The sequence below is a fragment of the Peribacillus simplex genome (assembly GCF_030123325.1).
Lineage (GTDB): Bacteria > Bacillota > Bacilli > Bacillales > DSM-1321 > Peribacillus > Peribacillus simplex_D.
Map to the genome: position 1 here is coordinate 1,031,846 of NZ_CP126106.1, position 26,156 is coordinate 1,058,001.

Below are 26,156 nucleotides of genomic sequence, written 5' to 3' on the forward strand. Positions count from 1 at the left end.
TGGATTAGCTCGGGGAGTAAGTGTCTGAATTTTCTGTGTATCGAATCATGTATACACCATTCATTACACAGAAACCTTTAATCGTTAAACAATGAGTGCACATCCGGGATTATTGGAAAGTTAAATTATTGACTTGGTAAATTTATCACTTGAATGGGTGATACTCGTCCACCAGAAACGAAACTTGGTCCTTGGTTACCAAACGGATGCAAGGTTTTTGAGTTCCGGTATTACATGAATTATCTTGATGACGGAGGAGGTGAAGCAAGTTGGAAGTTTTCCATTTAGCGCATCCGCTAAAAGGATCCCTGTATCCAAGGGAACCCCACGTAATGGCATTAGGTTTTTTTGACGGTGTTCATTTAGGTCATCAATCACTGTTAATGCAAACCAAGAAAATAGCCGAAAAGAACAATCTTAAATTCACGGCGATGACCTTCGATCCACATCCAAATGAAGTAATCAAATTGGAGAAAGATTTGAGATATTTAACTCCCCTAGCTTTAAAGATTGAAAGAATGGCTGCCATTGGAGTGGATAAACTCTTTGTCATAAAGTTTAATTTATCATTTGCTTCCCTTTTGCCATCTGATTTTATTAAACAATATGTTTTAGGTCTTCAAGCTAAACACATAGTGGTAGGATTTGACTTTACCTTTGGTAATAAAGCTCAGGGGACTGCTGATTATTTGCTGAAAATGAGCAAAAACAACCCTTTTGATGTGACCGTCATTTCAAAACAGGTACATAATGGCGAAAAAATAAGTTCAACCATAATTAGGAAAATAGTAAGGGACGGGGATGTCCACCTTGTTCCTTACTATATGGGACATCATTTTGAAATTAAAGGGGTCGTTTATAGTTCAAATAGACATAAACACGAGAAAAAGAAAAATATGGAGTTCTATACCGAAAATAAGTATATCCTGCCAGCACCAGGTGTATACAGTGTAGAAATCAAAACCTGGAACAGAACTTGTCATGGGTTATTTATAAGATATGGGTCCAGCAGGAAAAATGATGAAATAAGCGGTCAAATTATAGAAATGCTGAAGGGAGGTGTTGTCGAAGAAGTGACAGTTAAATTTTTAAAACAGATACCTTTTGAGTCAAAGTCTCAGTGGAGTTCAAATTTTGAGGAGGTTATAAAATGATGGATGATAGAAACTTTAGAAATGCAATGGGGAAATTTGCTACAGGAGTAACAGTGATCACAACACTTTTAGAAGATGAAGCACATGGTATGACGGCGAATGCATTTATGTCAGTTTCCCTTAATCCAAGATTGGTCTTAATATCCATAGGCGAAAAAGCTAAAATGCTGGATAAAATTAATGAGTCTGGAAAATTTGCTGTAAATATATTGTCTGATGATCAAAAAGAGTTATCCATGCATTTTGCGGGACAGATTAAAGAAAACCGTCAGATTGAATTTGGCTGGATAAATGAACTGCCAGTAATAAAAAATGCTTTAGCAAACATCGTATGTAAGGTCCATAGTAAACAAATAGCTGGGGACCATATACTCTTTATTGGAGAAGTAACTGAACTCGTCATTAACGAAGGGGCACCACTAGCCTTCTATGAAGGGAAATACGGCAAAATACTCAGCTAAACTTATGGCAGGATGATTGTTTAAGTTTGATGGTTAAAGTTGTGTGAGCTTTCTAAAAAGCGCTTTTGTTGTGGTTAAGGAGGGGAAACTCATGCAAAATAAGACAGTCGTCAGATCAATGGATATCCTTACTCTTTTCTTGACTCATTCAAAGCTAAGTCTGAATGAAATCGTACATTTTTCAGGGATACCGAAAACATCTGTTTTTCGAATGGTAATGTCACTTGAAGAGATGGGTCTTCTTGATAAAGATAGAGATGGAAAGTATTCGCTTGGACTTTTATTTCTTCAGTTTGGCCATTTAGTAGCTGAACGGTTCGATATTCGAAAAGTAGCTTTGCCGACTATGCAAAAACTTCATGATAAGGTAGGGGAAGCTGTTAATCTCATCGTTCAAGACGGCAAAGAGGCAATCTGCATCGAAAAGCTGGATAAAAAACAGCATGTAAGGCATTATACGGCAATCGGCCGGAGAATGCCGCTTTATGCCGGAGCGTGTTCACGTGTCATTCTCGCTTTTCAGCCACAGTATGAGCAGGAACAATATTTAGAGCAAACCGAACTGAAGTCAGTCGCATCTGGAACGATTACAGATAAAGAGAGACTTCGTATTCTTTTAGAAGAGTCTCAAAAAACGGGATTTACGGTCAGTCACTCGGAACTTGAAAATTATATATCTGCGGTAGCAGCCCCTATTTTTGATTACAAAGGTTATATCATAGCGGGCATTAGTGTTGCAGGTCTTGAGGTGAATTACCAAAAGGATTTGTTGCCTCCATTGGTTGAAAAGGTTAAGAGTGCAGCACTCGAGATTTCAAGGAATGTTGGATATACCGATAAACATCTTTGCTTAGGCTGATATATTAATATGTCCCCGGTTGAGAACAAAGTACGATTGTCTTTAAGCTTTTTCACCAGAACGATTTTTGTCCTTTTGAAGGTATTTCTATAATGTATTGTGTATACACAATACATTATACATAATACCCGTGGAATTTAAAGCTCATTAACTGCATGTTCAAGATGATTACGGATGAGAAGCAATACTAGAGGTAATGATCAGACGCTCTTTATCGGGGTAGTAAGCCAGTTCGTTTTTAATGATGTTGCACCTTTTACCGTCTATTAAGGAAAATGGGAAGAATTATCAGCAGGCCATCTTGATAATTCTCCAACATCTAAGAAACCACATCCAGAAATGTAACTAATTCGGAGGTGTGTTGAATTGAGTGGAAAAAAGAAACTGGACAAGAAATCAAAAAAGATATTATTTGCGAGTTTACTTGGCAGTACTATTGAATTTTATGATTTCTTTCTTTATGGAACCGTTGCTGCACTTGTATTTAATAAATTGTATTTTCCTAATGACGATCCGTTTATAAGTTTATTGCTTGCTTATGCATCATTTGGAATTACATTTTTTATACGACCCCTTGGAGGGCTCGTTTTTAGTCATTTGGGAGACAAGTTTGGCAGGAAAAATACTCTCGTGCTTTCACTTTTATTAATGGGAGTTTCTACAGTATGTATTGGACTCCTACCAACATATAACATGATAGGGCTTTGGGCACCAATCCTTCTTGTTTTTTTTCGTCTCGTTCAAGGTATCGGACTTGGTGGAGAATGGGGAGGGGCAATCCTCTTAGCGGTTGAATCTGCACCTAAAGAAAGACGTGGCTTTTTTGGAAGTTTTCCCGCAATGGGGATCCCTCTTGGGATGTTACTTGGAACATTCTCTATTTCATTAATGAGTTTACTTCCTGAATCCCAATTCCTTTCATGGGGATGGAGAGTTCCATTTATCCTAAGTGCAATTTTGGTTGTTATCGGTATTTGGATACGAAAAGGGATTGAGGAAACTACGGCATTCAAGGAAGAGAAAGAAAAAGGAAATGTCGTAAAGATCCCACTCTTTGAGACATTGCGATATCATTGGAAAGCGGTATTAATTTCTTTAGGTGCAAAATGTGTTGAAGTGGGCCCATTCTACTTATTTTCCACATTTTTCATATCGTATGCTACGGAAACACAAGGTTTTTCAAGGACTACAGCTTTAAATGTAGTTACTGTCGCAACAATTGTTACAGCGATTTGCATGCCGTTCATGGGAATGTTATCTGATAAAATTGGCCGTAAACTTGTTTTTCTGATTGGTACAATCGGGATAACTCTTTTTGCCTTTCCATACTTTTATTTATTTTCCTTACAATCTACCCCTTGGTTATACGTTATTTCAATAGTAGGCTTAGGAATTCTATGGCCCCCAATTGCTGCGACTATTGGTACAATGTTTACTGAAATGTTTAGTACGAATGTTGGCTATACAGGAATAACACTTGGTTATCAAACAGGCTCTGCATTATTTGGTGGAACTGCTCCAATGATTGCGACTATATTAGTCGGCGCTTACAATAATTCTTGGATTCCACTAGCATTCTTTTTAGTATTTCTTGGTATCGCATCCCTTATCTCAGTATTATTTGTCCGCAATAGTCAAAGTAAAAGTATTCCTTTCTCTGAAAATAGGACGATTGACGAAAAGGATAAAGAAAATCAAATAATCGGGTAATGGATTGCCTTTCTAAGAGGGACTCGATTCAAATGGCCGATTTATCTTTAAAAATGGCGGCGTTTACACAGTTGTCGAAGTTGGCTGAACCGTTTGGGTTAGGGAAGACGAGTTTCTTTACGTTGGTAGTGGCGAGGATGCTGCAGCTTACAAAGGGACTGACACCAAAGTGATAGATTTGAAAGGAAAAAGGCATTTAACAGCCATGCCCAAGCGTATATTATGGCGGAAAACCTTTTATCTAATTTGATTTTTCAATATTGGCACAATAATTGTATTATTTCAGGTGAGTTTTTTAATCATCGAATATACGGAGGCTTTTATTATGGAAAAGGTAAATATCGCTTTGGCACAACTCAGTTGTGAAGAAGGGAGAATCGAGAAAAATCTTTCTCGTTTAGATGATGTCGTTGATAAATATGGTCATTCTCATGACCTCATTGTGTTTCCTGAGACATTTATCACGGGATTTCTTTCACCGGAGGTTTGCCGTACATTAGCCGAGCCATTAAATGGACCAATTGTTAAACATATAGAACGTCAAGCGAAGAAATCTAATGCCTCAATTGTTGTTGGTTTATACGAAAAGGAGGGAGAAAACCTATATAACACAACTGTTCTGGTTGGACCGACAGGATTATTGCTCTCTTATCGTAAAACCCATTTGTGGGCTGGCGAATCTTCAGCCGTTAAAGCCGGAAATTATTATCGGAGCTGCAGCTGGCAAGGAACAAACATCGGACTGCTCATTTGCTACGATATAGAATTTCCAGAAACAGCACGTGCAGTTGCCAGTATGGGAACAGAGCTATTGGTGTTGACAGATGGAAATTGGGATGGTCCGGTACACCGCCTTGCCATTAAAGCCAGGGCACAAGAGAATCAAATGTTTGTCGCGATGGCAAATCGAGTTGGACAGCTAGAGGAAACCGCGTTTTGTGGAGAGAGCGTTGTTGTTGATCCATATGGAAGGGTAATTGCTGAAGCTGGACGTGAAGAAGAAGTATTATCAGCATCGATAGACTTGTCGCTTGTTCAGGAGAGTAGACAACAATATCACTATCTGAAAGAGCGCAGGGTGCTATGTAATATACCTTCAAAGGAAATTGAAAAGGGAATTAGGGAAATTACAATTCAATAGATTGAACCGCCTTGTCTTTGGGGCATGAATTGAAATGGAACTCTGTCGCGATTACGGCTCATAGCTTATTTCGAACCTTATTCGGATCAACCGGAATACGCGGTGAGACAACTCTTCGGTTAAGGACTCATTATGCAATCTTGAATAATTAATGTAAGATTGCATAAACTATTTATTTATTAAATTGTCTGTATATTTAAAATGTTGGGAAAATGCCATTAATCCCCACTTGGTATGGTATTTGCATATTAGTTAATTAATCACGAATAAGGGTGGAGTGATACATGGAGAATGCAAAATTAAGACGTTCGTTAACAGTGTTTCCTTTAGTGCTATTTGGATTGGCTTATATGGCACCCACAACAGTTTTTTCTACTTATGGGGTTGTTGCGGAAATAACGAAAGGGATGGTGCCTGCTGCTTATATCATGGCTTTGGTTGGTATGTTATTTACAGCCTATAGTTATGGTCAAATGGTTAAGGCCTACCCTGTTGCCGGTTCTGCATATACATTCACACAAAAGGCCTTTAATCCGCACCTTGGATTCCTAGTGGGCTGGGTTATCCTATTGGACTATTTATTTTTGCCAATGATCAATGGATTACTGATCTCCATTTACTTAAACGCATATTTTCCTTCCGTTCCTTTTTCCGTCTGGTTAATCGCCTTTGTCATTTTAATCACCATTGTAAATATAATTGGGGTGAAAATAGCAACAAAAATAAATCTTTTATTAGTTGCCTGTCAATTCTTGATAATAGTTATATTTACATTCCTCTCAATTAAAGGGTTACTTAACGGAATGGGTTCAGGAACATTATTCTTGAGTTCTCCATTCGTGAATGGAGATATACCACTATCTTTAGTATTAGCGGGATCTTCCATTTTATGTTTATCTTTTTTAGGATTTGATGCTGTTACTACATTTTCAGAGGAAACCATCAATCCGAAAAAAATAATACCAAAGGCTATTTTCCTCGTTGCATTAATAGGGGGAGGTCTGTTTGTCACCATCTCATACATCAGTCACCTTGTATACCCAAATTTCCAAGCCTTTAAAGATCCAGATTCCGCTTCCTTGGAAATTGCTATGTACATCGGGGGTAATTTATTTCAATCCATTTTTCTGGCAGGTTTTATTACCGGGGGGCTGGCGTCTGGTTTATCAGCCCATGCAAGTGTTTCGCGACTTTTGTATGCGATGGGGAGGGATGGAGTTCTTCCAAAGAGAATTTTCGGTCATATTCATCCAAAATTTCAAACTCCAACACACAACATCATCTTAGTGGGCATTTTTGCTTTATCTGCGTTATTTATTGATTTAGTGACAGCATCATCCTTTATTAACTTTGGAGCGCTCGTTGCCTTTACATTTGTTAATCTTTCGGTTATTTCCCATTATTTCATTAAAGAAAAACAGCGAAACGGAATTAATACACTAAAGTACCTAATATTGCCGCTGATTGGTACTGGTTTCACAATTTGGTTATGGACCAGTCTTGATTCAAAGGCACTTTTACTCGGACTAGGATGGTTTGGAATTGGTTTCATCATGCTCCTTTCTAATACGAAAATGTTCAGTAAGCGGCCACCAGAGCTTTCTATTGATAGTGCGATCGAAAAAGAAATTCAAGTATAAAAGTTATATTCATTAAGGAGGATAAATATGGTAAAGGCAGACATCATTCTTTCTGGTCAACATGTTTTCACTGGGTTACAAGAAGAGCCAATAAAAGCAGCTATAGCCATTAAAGATAATAAAATTATTAAAATCGGTTCTAAAGAAGATATAATGTCATTCCTTGGAAATCAAACAAAAGTGTATGACATGGAAGACGGACTAATCATTCCGGGATTTCATGATTTTCATATGCACATTATGATGGGAAGCATTTTACAGAAGGACAGTGCCAAATTATTTGATGCAGTTTCAGAAGAGGATGCAGCCAAAATAGTAGGTGAATTTGCAGAAACGAGACCAAATGATGACTGGATATTCGGTGTCGGTTGGGATCATACCATTTGGAAGAACAAAGTGCTGCCACATAGAACAACACTAGATAAATACATTAGTGATCGCCCTGTTTTATTATTCAATGCAGAAGTGCATTACGCATGGATCAATAGTAAAGCGATGGAAATGATTCACTTAACGAAGGATACCCCAGATCCGGAATATGGAGAAATTGGAAAAGATGAAAATGGGGAACTGACAGGCCTTCTATTTGAACAGGCAATTGGGTATGCATCAGAACATGCATACAAATTACCGAAAGATAAACGGGTAAGCCTATTCCAAGGTTTCCTTAATGAAACAAAAAGATTGGGAATCACATCCGTTAATGATTTATACGGAGCTAAAATTGCGCCAAATACATTAGACGATCTTGAAATTTTTAAGGAATTTGAGAGAGAAGGGTTACTTACAACCAGGATCCACTTTTCGCCGGAGTTAAAAATGGATTTAGCTGACGCAAAGGATTTACAAACAAATTATCAGTCAGACAAGCTCACCTTTTCTGGATTAAAACAATTTATTGATGGTGTTGTTACAAGTCATACTGCTTTTTTATTGGATCATTACAAAGACCGTCCAGATACAAAAGGCGGAACCACTTATCCAGCTGAAACAATTAAACAATTAGTAAAAAAGGCAGATAAGGAAAATTTCCAAATTCGTTTCCATGCTATTGGTAACGGTGCAGTCCGTTTAGCATTGGATGCATTTGAAGAGGCGAGAAACGTAAATGGAGAAAGAGATGCTAGACATGTCATTGAGCATGTGGAGGTATTGCATCCGGATGATGTTCATCGCTTTAAGGAATTGGATGTAATCGCCTCCTTCCAACCTAAACACATTGAATTAATGGAAAGTGAGGCATATACAGCCAGAATCAGTGAGAAACAACAACCTCTTTATTATGCTATCAAAACACTAGTGGATACTGGTGCTAAAATTGCCTTTGGTACAGATTTTCCTGTAGTGCCCTTAAATCCCATGATGGGTATTTATCAGGCAATCACCAGAAAAGATTTAACCGGGAAAGCGTGGCAAGTGTCGGAAGGAGTAACATTGGCACAAGCGTTAAAATACTACACGGCTACACCGGCATTCGGGTCCTTTAGGGAAAAGGAATTAGGCACATTGGAAGCCGGGAAGATAGCGGATATCGCAGTATTAAATAAAAATTTATTTAGCATATCAACAGAGGAAATTCTTGAAACAGAAGTGAAGATGACGATCATGGATGGAAAGATCGTATATGAAAACCAGGTGTCCAAACTGTATAAATAAAAAAATATAAAAAGGCAGGTAGTGAAAAATGTCAAAAGTAAAAGTCGGTCTTATTCAAATTCATTGCGGAGAATCCATTGAGCAAAATATTCAAAAAACGATAGAGAAAATAAAAGAAACAGTAAATAAAGGTGCACAAATCGTTTGCTTACAGGAACTATTTTCTTCGCAATATTTTCCGCAAACGGTCAATGTGGAAAATTATGATTTAGCTGAAGATGTAGATAGCGGTACATTAGCCGAAATGGGTGAATTAGCAAAGGAATTGGCCATTGTCTTGATTGTCCCTTTTTACGAAAGAGCGGGTGCTGGCATTTATTTCAATAGTGCAGCTGTATTTGATGCTGATGGAGAATGTTTAGGGATTACAAGAAAAAATCATATTCCGGATGGTCCCCAGTATCATGAAAAATATTATTTCGTTCCAGGCAATACTGGGTATCCTGTCTATGAAACGGCTTATGGAAAAATAGGAGTCGGGATTTGTTGGGACGAGTGGTTTCCAGAAGTTGCCCGAATTTTGAGCTTACAAGGTGCAGAGATATTATTCTATCCTTCCGCTATTGGTTCAGAGCCAGATCATCCCGAGATATCAACAAGATCATCCTGGGAAAAGGCAATTTCCGCTCATGGCATTTCTAATGGTGTATTTGTTGCTGCGACAAATCGAGTGGGCCAGGAAAAGGACATGAATTTTTACGGTGGTTCATTCATTAGCGATACATTAGGGAATATCTTAGCTTCACTTGACGATGAAGAAGGAATTATTGTGCAGGAAATTGATTTAAAAGAGATAGAAAAGACTAGAAAAATTCTGCAATTCTTTAGAGACCGACGTGTCGATACATACGGCCCTATATTACAAAAAGAAATACTTCCAACCCCATCTCCTTCAAAAAAGGGAGCGAATAAAGCGCTGTTCAGTTAATTTAAAAGGAATAGCAGGCCAGAGTACCTGCTCAGACTGTATCCAAACCTGATAATGATCGAGTTTGCCGAAATCATTATTTTTCACTCTTGGCACTCGCTTTCCGAGGGCGGTCCGGGAGCCTTCTAGGCGCCGCGCCTGTGGAGTCTTCCTTGGGAGTGTTAAATGAAATGGTAAAAACCAATTTTCCTAAATGGAGAGTTGGTTTTTTACGTTATTCAATTGGTTGTTAATGTAACAGGCATTCTATATCCTGCTTTATGGAAATAACGGGTGAAACAGCTTTTGATCGGAGCTGTCGCTAAGGCGGCCTTTTCTTTATATGACGGTTAGCGAAGAACAATGTGGGAAATACTAAGAGAATGAAAATCTTACCGAATTTTCAGAAAAATACATTGACGGGAAATTACAGTTGTTATATATTATTAATAAGTTAAATTTATTGTTATATAACAGAAGGAGGAGTCAAGATGATGAACATTCAGGATAAAGCCTATGAAAGTTATGTAAAGATTTGTGAAAGGTATGAAATCGAGTCGATAAACTTCGACCACTTCATCAAAAGTTTAACCAAAGATCAGTTGGATGAATACAGTAAATTAGCCGTTTAAATGAAAGGACGTGATTGCACAAGATGGACCTCCCGGTTGATGTAGATGTAGAAGCCAGTTAGAAACCCCACCAGTTGCCATTGGGAACAGGTGGGGTTTTGTCATGTGTTTTAAGAGGCTATTTTTAATTAGTAGGATAACTTGACTGACGAAAATGATAGGTAGTAAGAGTTTTTGGATAACCGGCAATTTTCATGTAAATCAAAACAATAAAATATCAATTACTATTACATGACTAGTGAAGGAAAAAAGCTGTGTATTAAACTTTAGTGGATAAGAATATAAAATTCAGAATTTTCTTGAAATGAATCCGTGCACATGTTAGAATTCATTTCAGGTAAGAATATTATAAATAAGATAATATTGGAATTATGGTGAAACTTCGTTTCTTAATAAGCAACAAAAATAATAAGGAAGGATTGAAGAGAATCTATATAGGAAATAAAGTTACGGGGATTGGTAAAATTAAACGATTCCTTATTAAAAAGCAAAAAATATCTCCTCTATTTATATCATCCAAGCATCCAGTCATAGTCAAATGAGAACCAGTTACTATAGTGTTTTTTAAAACGACGCATTCTTGCCTATCTACCTTAAAACATCAAAAATCAGCACAATGATTGCTATGTATAACGACATAGCCAATAAATCTTTTTATATAAGATTTTTCGGAAATAAAAAGAAACGATGTTGCTTATTGAGAAACGATGTCCGTGGATTACATCTTCAGTTTTAATATTATTCAAATCTATTTATGAAGGGGTGAGAGATAATTTGAAAGCGCTTCATCGAAATCGAACTATAGAAAAATTTGACGGAAAATAATATCTATGAAATCAGCTTAACAGCAAAATAAAAGTTATGTCGATGTAAATATGCTAATGATTTATTTTTTTGGATGGTGGAATTGTAAGCGCTTGTATGAAAGTGATCAGTGGGTAATGGCCAGCGTATTTAGCACATAAATGAAATCATTCAGGAGGTTTTTGATTAATGAACAAACAACTTCAGATGAATAAGAAATTTAAATGGAAAGTTCGTTATACTGTCTTATTTGTATTATGGTTATGTTGGCTGTTTTCTTTCCTTGATCGAATGGTTATCACTATTGCATTGCCTTTTATTGGTGAAGATCTAAATCTAACGGCGACAGCTCAAGGGTTACTGTTAAGTATTTTCTTTGCAGGTTATGCACTGTTCCAAATACCGGGCGGGATGTTATCAGATAAATTTGGCTTTCGTCGTGTGATGAGCATTGCGATTGTATGGTGGTCAATTTTCACATCATTGACTGGCTTAATTTTTTCTTATCCACTTATGTTAATTATTCGATTCGTATTCGGTTTAGGTGAGGCATGTTTACCAGGTGCTGCATACAAAGGAATAGCTAATTACTTTCCTAGTAAGCAACGCGGGACGGCCACAGGAATTCAGTCAACAGTTAATACGTTAGGACCGGCTCTTGCTGCTATTGCTGCGGCAGCAATCATTGCGGCATTTGGATGGCGTACAGTGTTTATCGTAATGGGTATTCCGGGCACTATAATCGGTCTGTATATCTGGTTTAAATTCAAAGATAATCCGAAAGATCATCCTAAAATGACGAAAGAAGAGCTTGCAGAATTAGAAGAAGACAGTGAGACAGAAAATTCGAAAGAAGAAAAGAAATCTGGAGTTTCCTTTAAGGAACTTTTAAGAAAACCTATTTTATGGCAAATGGCGCTTATTTGGTTCTTCTTTGATATTACTTTCTGGGGCTTTACTTCTTGGCTTCCATCTTATCTGATAAATGTTAGAGGACTTTCTTTAATGGATACTGGTATTTTCAGTGCCTTACCGTATCTAGTTGGTACAGTTTCAATTGTTCTTGGTGGGTACTTGTCAGATAAAGTAAAAGGAAAAAGAAAATGGGTGTTTATCCCTAATGCTGTAATTGGTGGTTTAGCATTATTATTGATGCTTCAAGCTTCTTCCACTGCAATGGTCATTACGTATCAATGTGTTGCAGCATTCTTCATGTTCTTAGCTCAAGGAGCATTCTGGGGTCTGGTTGTTGACACACTTCCTGCGAAAATAATGGCTGCAGGCTCATCTACTGTTAACTGTTTCGGATCAATTGCAGGATTCATCGCCCCGTTTTTAATGGGATATATGATTGAAAGCAGCGGTGGTTCTTACAATTCATCTTTCATATTAATGATTGCAGCAATTATTGTAGCAGCAATTATTGCCCTTACGATTGGCAATAATACCGAAAAAGAAAGTTCATTGAATTCAGAAACAATAGTAGAAGCTTAATTTGAATTGCAAATCCATCAGTAAGTAAATGGATTCATTCATCTATGCTGAGAAGAGCAATATAATAAAAATGATGTTTTTTAACATGGTAATAGCAGTATATTTACAAAACCCTTGATAAGCGGCTGTCAGATGGCAGGCGCTTTTTAATTTCAGTGAAATCATGACTGAAAATTGAATAATCTACACAATGCAGACGCTTTTTTTTCAGATATTGGGTAAGAAAGAGGGAAAAAGGTGTTGTAATTTTCAGAAAAGTAATTAAAATTAAAAAGGAACACCGTTGCTTATTAGGTAACAGGAAGGGTGTGAATAAACGAAATAAATTAAATCATTTAAAAGGGAGTTTGAATGAATGAAAGTAAATTTAAAACCAAGCAATGTTAGTTCATTAACAAAGGTACTTGCAGTAGCTACGCAAAATCAATTTGCTGTCGGTTCGTTTACTCCTAGAGCTACAAAGATGGTAACTCCTATACTTAGAGCGGCCCAAGAAAAGAAATCTGCGGTTATTGTTCAAACTTCTGAGAGAGAGCAGGAACGATACGGAATTAATTTAGCGGAATTTAGCCGAGAGTTTTATCGTGTGATCCAAGAGGAGAATATTACGATCCCTGCCGTGTTACATTTAGATCATACGAAGGATTTCAATGTAATTGCTGAAGCCATCGAAGTTGGCTTTACATCTGTTATGATTGATGCATCAGAGCAACCATTCAAGAAAAATATTGAGATAACAAAAAAGGTTGTTGAGTATGCACATTCAAGAGGCGTAACTGTTGAAGCTGAATTAGGCAAGATAGGGACAACTGACTTTATTGAAACCGACGTTGATGAAGAGCTATTTACAGAGCCTAAAGAAGCAAAACAGTTTGTTGAAGAGACAGGTATTGATGCATTGGCGGTTTCTGTCGGAACTTCACATGGAGTTTATCTTGTTAAAAATCCAAAAATTGATATGGAACGTTTAATAGCAATTCGTGCATTAACATCTGTACCTTTAGTGTTACATGGCGGTTCAGGCACTCCTTCAGAGATGATTAGGAATGCAATTCAAATTCCTAATGGCGGAATTAGTAAAGTGAATATTGCAACAGATCTAGAACATATGATGATAAAAACTCTTAATCGGGAAAATTATGTTACAGAAAAAGAGTGGTCGGAACTACCAACTGAAACATTAACTTTAGTCCAAAACGCAGTTCAGAACGTAGTAAAAGAAAAAATTGAAAACTTTTTAATAAGTAGCGATAGCGCTTCTTACTATGTTTAAGAAGTAAGATTATACTAACTTTGAACTATACCCCCTTATTTTAGTCACATAAGATAAACCCTTTAACCACATAATAGATGGCTATACTAATTATCGTTAAGATAACTTTTTTAGAAGAATTGCTAAGGTAATAGGAGGAAAAATAATATGTCTTTAGAAAGATCTAGTATAGTAACCTTTGCTGGTAATCCAGTTACGTTGATTGGGAGAGAAATTCGTGTTGGTGATAAATCGCCAAATTTTGAAGTATTAGCAAACGATCTATCAAAGGTTACACTTGAAGATTCAAAAGGGAAAGTCCGCCTTATTTCATGTGTTCCCTCTCTTGATACAGGAGTATGTGACGCACAAACACGGAAATTTAACCAATTAGCTAGCAATCTAGGAAATGATGTAGAAGTGTTAACAATTAGTGTAGATCTTCCATTTGCACAAAAAAGATGGTGTGGAGCAGCAGGAATAGAACAAGCTCAAACCCTTTCAGATCATTTTAAGATGTCATTTGGAACAGCTTATGGCACATATATAAAGGAACATCGTTTAGAATGCCGTGCAGTATTCGTTGTAGATGAAAAAGATGTCGTACAGTATGTTGAATACGTTCCGGATATTACGGAACATCCGAACTATGAAGAAGCTATAGAAGCAATTAAGTCATTAATAAAAGTTAAAAAGTGATATAAGTAAGCAATATACACTATGTTTAAAGGACGTATATTATTTTTCATTAATTCTAAGAAGTAAAATTTTTATTGCATTACAATCTTTTTTTCTCAGTTTATTTTATTCTAATCTCAAAATAGAAAGGCTGCCTCACAAAAGGTCAGCCTCTTCTACTGATGGTTTTAATAATGGGGTGGTGAGGTGCAAACATAGAGACAAAAAAGTTGTTATTACCTTAAAAGGAATAAGGGTAAAGTTTAAATTAATTTTTGTTAATGAGGAGTCGATAATATTCTGAATTTTATAACTTTTTTTGTTGAAAAACTAAAGTAGTGGTGATAGTATAAAAGTGTCAAGAATTTATTAAATATAGAATAAAATGTTATATTTCACTCATTTATTGGAACGTCGTTGCTTATTAAGGGGCAAAAAGGGGCAGCTAGACTTTTAAATTTTGGCAATGGTATTTGAAAACAAATCGATTGAAGTATATTAAACAACTTAATTTAAATGACCAGGTTGTAAAAAAATTTAGAATTCTATAATTATCCAATTTTAAATATTTTTTTACCCAGTATTGTATACAATACTGCATTCAATTTTGAATTCTTCATTGAGGGGAGGTATAAATGTTGAATAGTTTAGAAATCGATATCTATAAAAAAATCAAGCAGGCCATTATCCTGCAAAAGCTTCGGCCAAATATGCAGCTAATAGAAAAGGATCTTGCTGAATCGTTTGGGGTAAGCCGTACCCCTGTTCGAAATGTTCTGCGCAGATTGGAATATGAAAAATTAGTGAAAATTAAGGAGCATAAAGGTACCTTTGTCTCTTGTTCAACAATTGAAGAAGCAAAAGAAGTATTTGAAATGAGGAGAATTTTAGAAGGGGAGGCAGTGCGAAGAGCATGCACACTCATTAACGAGGAACAATTACAAGAGCTAGAGACTCTAGTTGAAGAAGAACGACATATATATGGTAGTCTGGATTTTTACGAATCTTTAAAAATATCTGGGGATTTTCATTTGAAAATAGCTGAAATCGCAGGGAATTCGTATTTTTATCAATATCTCGAAGACTTAATATCCCTAACTTATGTGATTATAGCAATCTATGGAAGAGGCAAAATGGAAGCATGTGGTTCTCACGATCATTTGCAAATTTTTAATGCTATTAAGCAAAGGGATGGTGCTCTTGCAGAACGCTTATCTCTCATTCATCTTAGTGAAATTGAGTCGAATCTTCATTTTAATGAGGAATTACAGATCTCGTCTTCCTTGTCAGATATATTTCTTTAATTGTAATTAGATATACGATTCATTGAAAGCGCTTACTATTAAAGTTTTTAAGGAGGTGATACAGCCCATCGAAATGATTTTCAAACGTAATGTAGTTGTCATGTTATTTTTTTTTGATTTTAAAGAAACGCTGTTGCTTAATATGCGACGATACCTCGAGTCAAACGCAATAAGATGGTGGAGGATCGATGGGAAATAGTACTTTTAACAAAACAAATTCGTATTTTAATTCCTGTGAATGAAGAACAGAAAAGAACACTTAGAAGAAAGGTTACATCATATCATAGCCTTGGCAAACATCTAAGACCTAACTTGTTAACCAATGCATATGTCAGAAATGCGGAAAACAATAAAAAAGGGGTTGGATGTATCATGTCTACAAATTTAAAAAATTACGTTCCACAAGAAACGCAGATCCAACATGGTACGGGTGTGGATGAATCACTTAATCCGAAAACCGAGGAAGGTAGGACGGTAAGTCCGTTAAACTATATTTTTATGTGGGTTGGAGACGGTGTCAATCTAGGTAATATGACGCTTGGAGCTAGTATGATTGTAGCGGGAATCGCTACGTTAAACATCTTTCAGACATTTGCCGCAGCTATCATGGCAATTGGTATCATTTCAACTGTTTTTGCTTTAAATGACAGGCTTGGATACAGAACGGGAATACCATATGTTGTACAGCTTAGAATGTCCTTTGGGCTGAAAGGTTCCGTAATATCATCACTAATGCGCGGTATTCCCGCCATCGTTTGGTACGGTTTTCAAAGTTGGATTGGCGGTACTGCCTTAAATGAAATTGCGAAAATTATTACGGGCGGCGCCTTTGACAATGTTGCCATTTGCTTTGTAGTGCTACAGTTGGTGCAAATTGCGCTTTCGCTGTACGGATTCCATGCCATTAAATGGGTGGAAACGCTTGCGTCTATTGTTATTGTACTAGCGCTTCTCTATGTATTTGGCGTTCTAATAACTTCCCATAGCGAGGTTATTGCAGAAAAATGGGTTCATGCAGAAGGATCATGGGGCTTACCTTTCTTTGCATTGATAATGATGTTTATGGGAAATTATGCGGCTATCTTTTTAAGTGCAGCGGACTATTCAAGAGAGCTAAAATCTGGTATTAGCGACGCAAAACGCGGGTTTTTGTACTTTCTTCCTATATTAATAGCGTACGGCTTGACACTTGCAATCGGTGGAATGCTTGCTTCCGCAACCGGCATCAACAATCCTGTGAAAGCGTTTGCGGTCGTGGTGGATAACTCTTATATTACACTCTTTGTATCCGCATTTATTGTTTTGGGTGCGGTTGCAGTAAACATGGTTGCCAATATTATTCCGCCAACCTATGTTATTACCCTGCTTACAAAAATGAAATATAAACCTGCAGTTACCATAACCGGACTGCTTGCATTTTGCTCATTCCCTTGGGTACTTGTACAGGATTCTTCGGCAAAGGGTCTTGGTATTTTCATTCTTATATATTCCGCATTTTTAGGTCCTATTGTTTCTATATTATTAGTCGAATATTATATATTAAGAAAGCAAAAAGTAAATGTTGCAGATTTGTATAAGGAAGACGGTCCATTTGCCGGGTATAATCCAGCAGCGGTGCTTGCATTGCTTATCGGAGCCGGAGCAGCCTTCATGAAAGTGGAGCTGGCATGGATTATCGGTGTTTTTGTGGCAGGTATTGCATATTTGCTTTTGATGAAATTTGCATTTAAAGGTTCAAAATTCAAAAAGGGTACTATTTTTGAAAAGTAAACCTGTATTTCTAGGTTTCTACGGGTTATTCACTCTGTCTATTTATATTGGATTGATGCAATCTGAGGATGAAATAAACTAGGTGGTTGAGTAATGTGAATATACGGAAAATTCGGAAAAAGGGGTTGGGAGAATGAAGTTTGATTTAATCATAAAGAACGGAAATGTAGTAATTGAACATACAGTAGAACAACTAGATATCGGTATACTTAATGGTAAAATTGCAGAAATTTCGAAAGAAATAGTCGGAGAATCTGCTGAAATTATAGATGCTTCTCATCAATATGTCATGCCTGGGATGATAGATGCCCATGTCCATATTTGCGAGCCAGGAAGAACGGAGTGGGAAGGTTTTGTAACAGGAACTCAAGCACTAGCTGCAGGGGGGACAACATCATTTGTTGATATGCCATTAAACGCTTTGCCGGCAACGACTACAAAGAGTTCACTGCATCTAAAATTAAAATCTGCTGAAAATAAGGCGTATGTTGATTATGCTTTGTATGGTGGATTAGTTCCTGATAATCTCGAAGATTTAGAGGACCTTTCTAAAGAAGGTGTTGTGGCCTTCAAATGTTTTATGGCAACATGTGGTAGTGAGGAAATTGGAGATTTTAAAAATGTTGATGATTTTACTCTATATCAAGGTATGAAAAAACTATCGGAATTGGGGCATATTTTATCTATACATGCTGAGAATGCAGAGCTTACTGATAAACTGGCAATTGAAAAGAAAAAACAAGGGAAGACAACAGCAAGAGATTATGTGGAGTCCCGTCCAATTTTTACTGAGGTTGATGCTGTAAAACGTGCTTTGTTATTAGGTAAAGAGACTGGATGTAAATTACATTTTGTTCATATCAGTAGTGGGGAGGCTGTTGAAGAAATCCTTAAAGCACGTAAACAAGGCCAAGAGGTTACGATAGAATCGTGTCCTCACTATTTCATGTTAGATACGGAAACCTTTGAAAAAATAGGACCTGTTGCGAAATGCGCTCCCCCGCTTCGTTCTAAAGCAGAACAAGATAAATTATGGGAAGCTCTTAAGGAGGGGAAAATTGATATCCTGACATCAGACCATTCCCCATGTCCTCCAGATATGAAGCAGAGCAACACAAATAATATGTTTGATGTGTGGGGAGGGATTAGTGGCTGCCAAAATAATGTTGATTTAATGTTTGACGAGGCTGTTAAGAATCGTGGGGTTTCTGTAAGTGAATTTTCAAAGATGATTGCGACAAAGCCTGCAGAAATATTTAACTTAAGAAATAAAGGAAGCATTAAAGTTTCCTATGACGCTGATATCATTCTCCTTGATCCAAATAAATCGTACACCGTTAAGCCAGAAGATTTGTATTACCGTCATCAACAAAGCCCTTATGTTGGAAGAAAGATTAACTGTCGAGTGACGAAAACGTTTGTAAGGGGACAACTAGTATTTGATTTTGAGAAAGGGATTGTAGGTCAGCCAATCGGGAAGTTTATTTCGGCAAAAAGTAGTTTCGTAAAAGCATAAAATTCTCTAAAGAAGGTTGGCCTAAAAGGGCACTTAAGTTGCTCTTGACGGCGTCATACCTTCTTTTTGTTTTATTTTTTGAATGGTATTGTGTCTGGGGATTGCTATTGTGGTAAGATAAAGAAACAGGATCAGTAATATAGGATTTAATCGGAGGGTAATGCAAATGGTTAAGTCAGTGGATAGGGCGTTAACGATTATTTCATTAGTAAGCAAGCGTAAAGAAGGGATTGGGGTTACTGAGCTTGCCTCCAATCTAGATTTAAATAAAAGCTCTATATTCAGATTATTAAGTACTCTTGTAGATCATGGATTCATCGAACAAAATCCTGAAACTAAAAAATATAGATTAGGCTATAAATATTTAGAATTAAGTTCGATGCTGCTTGAATCTATTGACTTGAGAACTCAAGCTAAACCTTTTCTGGAAGAGTTAGAATCACATATTAATGAAGTGATCCACTTGACCGTATATGATCAAGGAGAGGTAATCTATATTGAAAAACTTGAGGGAAGTGAAACACTAAGAACACATTCACAAGTAGGAAGACGGGCCCCAATGCATTGTACGGCAGTCGGGAAGGTAATCTTAGCCCATCTGCCATTAAATGAGATCGTAGATATAATTGACAAGCATGGTTTACCAAAACATACTGAACAAACGATTACAGATAAAGAATCTTTTTTTAAAGAATTGGGAAAAATCAGGAACGAAGGTATTGGTAGAGAAGTTGAAGAAAATGAACAAGGAATCACCTGTATTGCAGCGCCAATTTTTGATAATCGGAAGAAAATTACAGCTGCCGTTAGTATTTCAGGACCAAGCATCCGAATGACTGAAGAAAGATTAACTGAAATTAAACCGATAATTATGGATATTGGTAAAAAGATTTCCAAAAGGCTTGGTTACACGGACAATTAAGTAATGACATTAGAATTGGTATAATACCAATTCTTTTTTTGTGGAAATTTATTGATTCAAGTTTATCCCTTTGAAGAATTTTTATAAAAAATTTATTGACAAAAATACTTGAAATATTCAAAAAACGGTGATAATATCAAAATAAGAAACATGGTTAGTTAATAAGCAACAAGATGCTTATTTTTTTAATTATTTAATGAAACTGTGTTGCTTATTACGCGACTAAAAGGAGGAGTAATAGTGGATTTTTCTAAAGAGAAAAGCAAATTTTATAATAATCTAACGAAAACAATTCGCCGGCACATAGTTAAGATGACGAACCATGCTGGAAGTGGTCATCCCGGTGGTTCTTTATCAGCAACTGAACTAATGTCCGTACTATTTTTTGAACACATGAATGTTGATCCTAACAACCCAGATTGGCAAGAACGAGATTGTTTCTTCCTATCTAAGGGTCATTGTACACCTGTATTTTATTCAGTATTAGCTGAAAAAGGTTTCTTCCCAGTTGAAGAGTTAATGACATTCAGGGATGTTGACGGTAGGTTACATGGACATCCATGTGGAGAGCATATTCCAGGTGTAGACATATCTTCAGGATCACTTGGTCAAGGTTTATCAGTAGCTAATGGTGTTGGATTAATTGCAAAACTAGATGGTAGCAATAGAAGATCATATTGCATGATTGGTGATGGGGAATTACAAGAAGGTCAAGTATGGGAAGCAGCAATGACAACTGCACATTACAATCTTGATAACGTTTGTGCGATTATCGACTGGAACAAAATTCAACTTGATGATTTTGTTGAAAATGTAAAAGGTGTAAAAAATCTTGGTGATAAATTTAGAGCATTCGGTTGGCACGTTGTTGAAATTGATGGTCATGATATTAATGCAGTCAATGAAGCGTATAAAGAAGCTAAACGCACTAAAGGTAAACCTACTGCAATTCTAGCTCATACGGTTAAAGGTAAGGGCGTTTCATTTATGGAAGATACACATGATTGGCATGGAATGGCTCCGAATGATGAGCAATTAGAAATCGCTTTAAAGGAGTTGGCTTAAGATGGCAAATCAAGAAGCACCACGTAAAGGTTTTGCTGATGCACTGATTAGACTTGGAGAAAAACATGACAATTTAGTTGTACTTGACGCGGACTGCGCGAAATCAAATATGACAAATCTATATAAAAATAGATTTCCAGAACGCTTTTTCAACATCGGTATTTCTGAATGTGATTTAGTGGGTACTGCAGCTGGTATGGCAGTAGCAGGTAAAGTACCATTTGCGAATGCTTATGCAAACTTCCTTACTGGGCGCGCATTTGATCAAATGAGAATTTCTGTATGTTATTCAAATAACAATGTGAAAATTGTCGGTCATAACGCTGGTACATCAGCTGCTCAAGAAGGTGCAACACATTTACCGCTTGAAGATATTTCTTTAATGCGCTCACTGCCACGTATGACTGTAATTGTTCCAGCAGATGCGATTGAAATGGAAAAAGCAGTAGAAGCTGCTTATTACCATGACGGACCTATTTACCTGCGCGTTGGCAAATTACCAGTACCGATCGTTACAAAAAAAGAAGAACCATTCAAAATAGGTAAAGCAATTAAATACCGTGAAGGATCTGATATTACAATCATCAGTACTGGGATTATGCTTGATGAATCACTAAAAGCTGTAGGTGAATTAGAAAAGCAAGGTGTAAGCGCCGAACTTTTACACATCCATACAATTAAACCTATTGATAAAGAAGCCATTATTGCATCTGCTGCGAAAACAAAACATGTTATCACAGTTGAAGAGCATTCAATTATAGGTGGATTAGGTAGCGCTGTTGCTGAAGTATTATCAGAAAGCCAACCGGCTAAATTAAGAAGGATCGGTACAAATGACCGTTTTGGAGTATCTGGAAAAATGGATGAATTACTTGATTTCTTTGAATTAAGAGCACACCGTATTGTTTCTACCGCAAATGAATTATTAGGGCATAGAGTAACTAGCTAATCACATTTTTAGATAATGAAAGGGGGAGGGTTTTTGTCAAACGCAACCCAATATCTAAGTTTAAAGGATACTTTAGAAAATCCTCTCTTCTCTAAATCGGATGATAGCCTTCGTGCTAAAATCAAAGCTCATTTAAAACAAACAAAACATAAGTTTATCGTTTTAGATGATGATCCAACTGGTGTCCAAACGGTACATGATATTTTTGTCATTACGGACTGGGGAAAAGCCTGGATTAAAAAAGGCTTATCTGATGAGAGAAGTGTACTTTATATTTTAACAAACACAAGAAGTTATAATGCAGAAAAAACGGAAAACATCAATAGAGAGATTGTCCAAAACATTGTTGACGTTACTAAGGAAATGGGCATTAATTATTCAATCATCAGTAGAAGTGACTCAACTTTAAGAGGGCATTATCCACTTGAAATTAATGTGCTCCAAGATGAATTATTAAAAACTGCTGATGTACAAATTTCAGGTCATTTAATCATACCGGCTTTTTTTGAAGCACATCGTTACACCATAGATAATATTCATTATTTAGGTATGGATGGTCAGCTTGTCCCAGTAAATGAAACAGAATTTGCGAATGATTCCGTTTTCGGTTTCAATACTGCTAATTTGCCGAAATGGATTGAAGAGAAGACAAATGGAAGCGTAGCTTCAGAGTCAGCTTTGATCATTTCACTTGAAGATATTCATGATGGTGGCATTGATAAAGTTCATGAGATTTTACTATCTGCCAACAATAATGCTCCTATTATAGTAAATGCAAAATCTTACTATGATTTAGACATCGTATCATTAGCTGTCCTTAAAGCAATTGATTCTGGCAAGCAATTCTTGTTTAGAACTGCAGCATCTATTGTAAAATCGATTGCGGGAATTCAGGATCGTCCATATTTATCAGCTAATGAAATTGTTTCAAATGATGAAAACCAAAACAATGGTGGATTTATTATAGTAGGTTCTCACACGAATAAAACTACGGAACAAATAAAGGAACTAATGAATAAATACCCGATTGAACAAATCGAAATTAATGTCGTGAAAGTTCTGAATAAAGAAACAAGAACTGAAGAGCTAACACGAGTATGTCAATTAGTAGATCATAATATTTCTTCTAATCGCGATACGCTTGTTTATACAAGTAGGGATTTAATTAGTGCAAAAGATAAGGAAGAAAACTTAAAAATTAGTCAAACTGTTTCAAGTTCTTTAGTTAAAGTTATTCGCTCACTAAAAGTAAAACCGAAATTTATCATTGCAAAAGGTGGTATAACTTCGAGTGATGTGGCAACTGAAGGCTTGGAAATAAAATATGCAAAAATTTTGGGGCAAGCGATCGCCGGTGTTCCAGTATGGTTAACCGGAAGTGAAGCTAAGTTCAAGGATACACCTTATATCGTATTTCCAGGCAACGTCGGAGATAAAGATTCGATTGCTCAAATCTTTGAAAATATAAAAAAGGATCAAAAGGGAGAGATATAAATGGCTAAACAAAAAATGACAGCTGCTGAGTTAATTGCCTTGTATTTAGAAAAAAGAGGAGTGAAGCACGTTTATGGTATACCGGGAGCTGCAATTTTACCATTCTATGATGCAATAAAAGAATTAACTAAAATTGAATCATATATTGTTCGTCACGAGCAAACTGGTGCTTTCATGGCTGACGGTTATTCAAGAGCAACTGGTGAAGTAGGTGTATGTGCTGCCACATCAGGTCCTGGTGGAACTAACTTCTTAACTGGCCTTTATGGTGCATGGATGGATTCCATACCAATGATAGCAATTACTGGTCAACAAAAAAATAGTCTAATTGGGACCATGCAATTCCAAGAAGCGCCTATCGTTGAAATGGCAAAACCTGTAACGAAAGCTGCTTACCGTTTAACTGACGGCTCGAAAACGGCTGAATTTATTCATGAAGCATGGATAACAGCAACTACTGGTAGAAAAGGTCCAGTCCTTCTTGATTTACCGATTGATCAACAAAAAGTAGAAATAGAAGTAGACCTAGATGAGCTTATCGCTTCTACTCCAGTCGATAACTTACCACAAGCTTCCGACGCTGATATAGAGAAAGCATTAGAATTATTAAAAGACGCTAAAAGACCAGTCTTACTTTCTGGTGGAGGGGTTAACATTGCAAACGCTACTGCTGAATTAAAAGCGTTAGCTGAAGAACTGCAAATCCCTGTAGTAACTTCTGGCATGGGGATGGATACATTCCCCAACGATCACCCTTTATTCGCGGGACGTATGGGAACGATGCTTGATACTCCATTCGGTAACAAAACAATTGTTGAAGCTGACTTAGTAATCAACCTTGCCGGACGTTTCGCTGATCGTTCTACTGGAAACGTTTCGGTATTCACACAAAACGGTAAGAAAATTGTCCACGTAAACCTTGATAATAAAGAAATTGGTAAAGTTGTACCAACTAATTTAGGTATCGTTTCTGATGTTAAAGCATTCATGATTAAACTTACAGAAGCCCATAAAGCACTTGGCGCTCATGTCGCTGCAACTGCCGAAGTAGGCACTAAAGTTAACTTAACTGAAGAGCGTAAGAAATGGGCACGTAAAACTGATTACACTACACTTCCAATCAGACAAGAGCGTGCATTGCGAGAACTTCGTGAATTCTTAGATCGCGATGCATTCGTATCACATGATTGCGGTATCAGTCAGATCTGGTCTAGTCAATTATTTGAAACGTATGAACCAAGAACATACTTATTAACTGGCGGTGCAGGTACAATGGGGTGGGGGCTTGGTGCAGCAATGGCAGCGAAACTTGCATTCCCTGAAAGACAAAGTGTAAACATCCTTGGTGATGGAAGCTTAGGTATGTCATTACAAGATATTGCTACAGCTGCAAAACATGATATTCCGGTAATTATTTTCTGTATGAATAACTCATTAATGGGATTAATTCGCCAACAACAAAACTGGTTCTATAATGAACGCCAAATTTCCACGGACTTAATTTACAAAAATGAATTATGTGATAATGAAGAGCGAGGAATCGACTTTGTTAAAACTGCTGAAGGTATGGGTGTTCGTGGTGAGCTTGTTACACATTATGATGATATCAAGCCAGCTCTACAACGTGCAGTTGACTCTGGTAAACCATATTTAATCGAAGTTATAGTTGATCCAGATCCTAAGAACGCATGCGAATTCTCTAACAACGGTGCACTTAATGGATTCAAATATTCTAAAGATATCGATTATTCTAAATAATGGGTTTATTAAAGGAGGGAAGCCGAAAAATCGGCGAAACAATGTCAGAAAATCTTCATAATTCCATGAAAGTCGGAATTGTTCACTTTATGGCTTATCCGGAAACGATGGGTGGAGATGGTCCAACTGTTGAAACAATTAAGAAAATTGTACAAGATGATTTTTTCTCTGGAATTGAAATTACATCTATTAACAATCCTGAAGAACGTAAAGAGGCTACTCAAATTTTACAATCCGGTGGAATGACTGTAGGATTTGGTGCACAACCTATTCTATTAAGAAACAAAGGAAACCTTAATTCTTTTGATGAAGCCGAGCGCAGAAGGGCTATCGATTTAGTAAAAGTCGGAATTGACCAAGCTTACGAAGTAAATGCTGCTAAACTTGGTTTCTTAAGTGGGGCTAAACCAGATACTCAACAAGATGTTGCATTACAATTACTAACGAACTCCATCAAAGAACTATGCGATTATGCAAAATCTAAAGGTGATTTAGTACTGTCACTTGAAACATTTGATGATGAGACTGATAAGAAATGTCTAATCGGTTCGAATAAACTTGCTGTTGAAGTTGCAAAAGAAGTTCGTAAAGTAGATCCTACTTTCGGTTTAATGCTTGATTTAAGTCATTTACCAATGCAACGTGAAACTTCTTCTGATGCATTAACGGTTGCTCGTGATTATATTAACCATGCCCATATCGGAAATTGCTACATTAAAGATACTTCTGATCCTGCTTACGGAGATCAGCATCCGCGTTTCGGATATCCAGGAAGTGAAGTTGATGTTTCTGAATTGGCGGAGTATTTACGATCTCTATTAGAAATTGGTTACATCGGTGAAGGTATAAAGAATATAGTCGCTTTTGAAGTAAAACCTGTAGGTACAGAATCATCAGATATTGTAATTGCACAGTCAAAACGTACTCTCATTGATGCATGGTCATTATTACATTCAAAAAAAGGGCGTTTAGTTGGTTAGCCTACTATAT

At 36.8% G+C, this 26,156-nt stretch carries 22 protein-coding genes; all 22 read left to right on the plus strand.

All coding sequences use genetic code 11. The features are described from left to right. The first annotated feature begins 332 nt into the window (after nt 1-332). Entirely contained in the window at nt 333-1,154 is an 822-nt protein-coding gene (locus QNH43_RS04935; RefSeq protein WP_283918287.1) for an FAD synthetase family protein, read from the plus strand. Then, nucleotides 1,154-1,615, plus strand: coding sequence for a flavin reductase family protein (locus QNH43_RS04940; protein ID WP_283918288.1), 462 nt, complete (start codon nt 1,154-1,156; stop codon nt 1,613-1,615). Before QNH43_RS04935 ends, QNH43_RS04940 begins: the two co-directional genes overlap by 1 nt. Nucleotides 1,616-1,706: 91 nt before the next feature. Continuing rightward, the gene (locus QNH43_RS04945) at nt 1,707-2,474 is read left to right on the plus strand and encodes an IclR family transcriptional regulator (protein ID WP_283917015.1); all 768 of its coding nucleotides are present in this window, start codon (nt 1,707-1,709) and stop codon (nt 2,472-2,474) included. A 366-nt stretch (nt 2,475-2,840) separates the two neighbouring features. Then, on the plus strand, nt 2,841-4,184 hold the full coding sequence (locus QNH43_RS04950) for an MFS transporter (protein WP_283917016.1): 1,344 nt from the start codon (nt 2,841-2,843) through the stop codon (nt 4,182-4,184). Nucleotides 4,185-4,216: 32 nt separating this feature from the next. Beyond that, nucleotides 4,217-4,357: a hypothetical protein gene (locus QNH43_RS04955; RefSeq protein WP_179086041.1), complete on the plus strand. Its 141-nt coding sequence runs from the start codon at nt 4,217-4,219 to the stop codon at nt 4,355-4,357. Between the two features lie 152 nt (nt 4,358-4,509). Next, nucleotides 4,510-5,325 carry a carbon-nitrogen hydrolase family protein gene (locus QNH43_RS04960; protein WP_076367534.1) on the plus strand — a complete coding sequence of 272 codons (816 nt, stop codon included), beginning with the start codon at nt 4,510-4,512 and terminating at the stop codon, nt 5,323-5,325. A 284-nt stretch (nt 5,326-5,609) separates the two neighbouring features. Continuing rightward, nucleotides 5,610-6,965, plus strand: coding sequence for an APC family permease (locus QNH43_RS04965; RefSeq protein WP_283917017.1), 1,356 nt, complete (start codon nt 5,610-5,612; stop codon nt 6,963-6,965). Nucleotides 6,966-6,992: 27 nt separating this feature from the next. Then, nucleotides 6,993-8,621: an amidohydrolase gene (locus QNH43_RS04970; protein WP_283917018.1), complete on the plus strand. Its 1,629-nt coding sequence runs from the start codon at nt 6,993-6,995 to the stop codon at nt 8,619-8,621. A 28-nt stretch (nt 8,622-8,649) separates the two neighbouring features. Beyond that, entirely contained in the window at nt 8,650-9,549 is a 900-nt protein-coding gene (locus QNH43_RS04975; protein WP_283917019.1) for a carbon-nitrogen hydrolase, read from the plus strand. Between the two features lie 470 nt (nt 9,550-10,019). Next, a complete protein-coding gene (locus QNH43_RS04980; RefSeq protein ID WP_179086022.1) occupies nt 10,020-10,160 on the plus strand; it encodes a hypothetical protein in 141 nt (46 codons plus the stop codon). A gap of 993 nt (nt 10,161-11,153) precedes the next feature. Next, nucleotides 11,154-12,458: an MFS transporter gene (locus tag QNH43_RS04985; protein WP_283917020.1), complete on the plus strand. Its 1,305-nt coding sequence runs from the start codon at nt 11,154-11,156 to the stop codon at nt 12,456-12,458. A 355-nt stretch (nt 12,459-12,813) separates the two neighbouring features. Next, a complete protein-coding gene (locus QNH43_RS04990; RefSeq protein WP_283917021.1) occupies nt 12,814-13,731 on the plus strand; it encodes a class II fructose-bisphosphate aldolase in 918 nt (305 codons plus the stop codon). 147 nt (nt 13,732-13,878) lie between these two features. Continuing rightward, a complete protein-coding gene (tpx, locus tag QNH43_RS04995; RefSeq protein WP_283917022.1) occupies nt 13,879-14,409 on the plus strand; it encodes a thiol peroxidase in 531 nt (176 codons plus the stop codon). A gap of 614 nt (nt 14,410-15,023) precedes the next feature. Next, nucleotides 15,024-15,692, plus strand: a complete 669-nt coding sequence (locus tag QNH43_RS05000) for a GntR family transcriptional regulator (RefSeq protein WP_283917023.1) — start codon at nt 15,024-15,026, stop codon at nt 15,690-15,692. Nucleotides 15,693-16,064: 372 nt separating this feature from the next. Further along, nucleotides 16,065-17,462 carry an NCS1 family transporter gene (locus tag QNH43_RS05005; RefSeq protein ID WP_283917024.1) on the plus strand — a complete coding sequence of 466 codons (1,398 nt, stop codon included), beginning with the start codon at nt 16,065-16,067 and terminating at the stop codon, nt 17,460-17,462. A 133-nt stretch (nt 17,463-17,595) separates the two neighbouring features. Beyond that, nucleotides 17,596-18,978 carry an allantoinase AllB gene (gene allB, locus QNH43_RS05010; protein ID WP_283917025.1) on the plus strand — a complete coding sequence of 461 codons (1,383 nt, stop codon included), beginning with the start codon at nt 17,596-17,598 and terminating at the stop codon, nt 18,976-18,978. Nucleotides 18,979-19,144: 166 nt separating this feature from the next. Next, nucleotides 19,145-19,900 carry an IclR family transcriptional regulator gene (locus QNH43_RS05015; RefSeq protein WP_192203516.1) on the plus strand — a complete coding sequence of 252 codons (756 nt, stop codon included), beginning with the start codon at nt 19,145-19,147 and terminating at the stop codon, nt 19,898-19,900. A 240-nt stretch (nt 19,901-20,140) separates the two neighbouring features. Next, nucleotides 20,141-20,965, plus strand: a complete 825-nt coding sequence (locus tag QNH43_RS05020; RefSeq protein WP_283917026.1) for a transketolase — start codon at nt 20,141-20,143, stop codon at nt 20,963-20,965. 1 nt (nt 20,966) lies between these two features. Beyond that, nucleotides 20,967-21,914, plus strand: a complete 948-nt coding sequence (locus tag QNH43_RS05025; RefSeq protein ID WP_283917027.1) for a transketolase family protein — start codon at nt 20,967-20,969, stop codon at nt 21,912-21,914. A gap of 33 nt (nt 21,915-21,947) precedes the next feature. Beyond that, entirely contained in the window at nt 21,948-23,408 is a 1,461-nt protein-coding gene (locus tag QNH43_RS05030) for a four-carbon acid sugar kinase family protein (protein ID WP_283917028.1), read from the plus strand. Continuing rightward, nucleotides 23,409-25,166, plus strand: a complete 1,758-nt coding sequence (locus QNH43_RS05035) for a thiamine pyrophosphate-binding protein (protein WP_283917029.1) — start codon at nt 23,409-23,411, stop codon at nt 25,164-25,166. After that, on the plus strand, nt 25,166-26,146 hold the full coding sequence (locus QNH43_RS05040; RefSeq protein ID WP_260284447.1) for a sugar phosphate isomerase/epimerase family protein: 981 nt from the start codon (nt 25,166-25,168) through the stop codon (nt 26,144-26,146). Before QNH43_RS05035 ends, QNH43_RS05040 begins: the two co-directional genes overlap by 1 nt. The last annotated feature ends 10 nt before the right edge of the window (nt 26,147-26,156 follow it).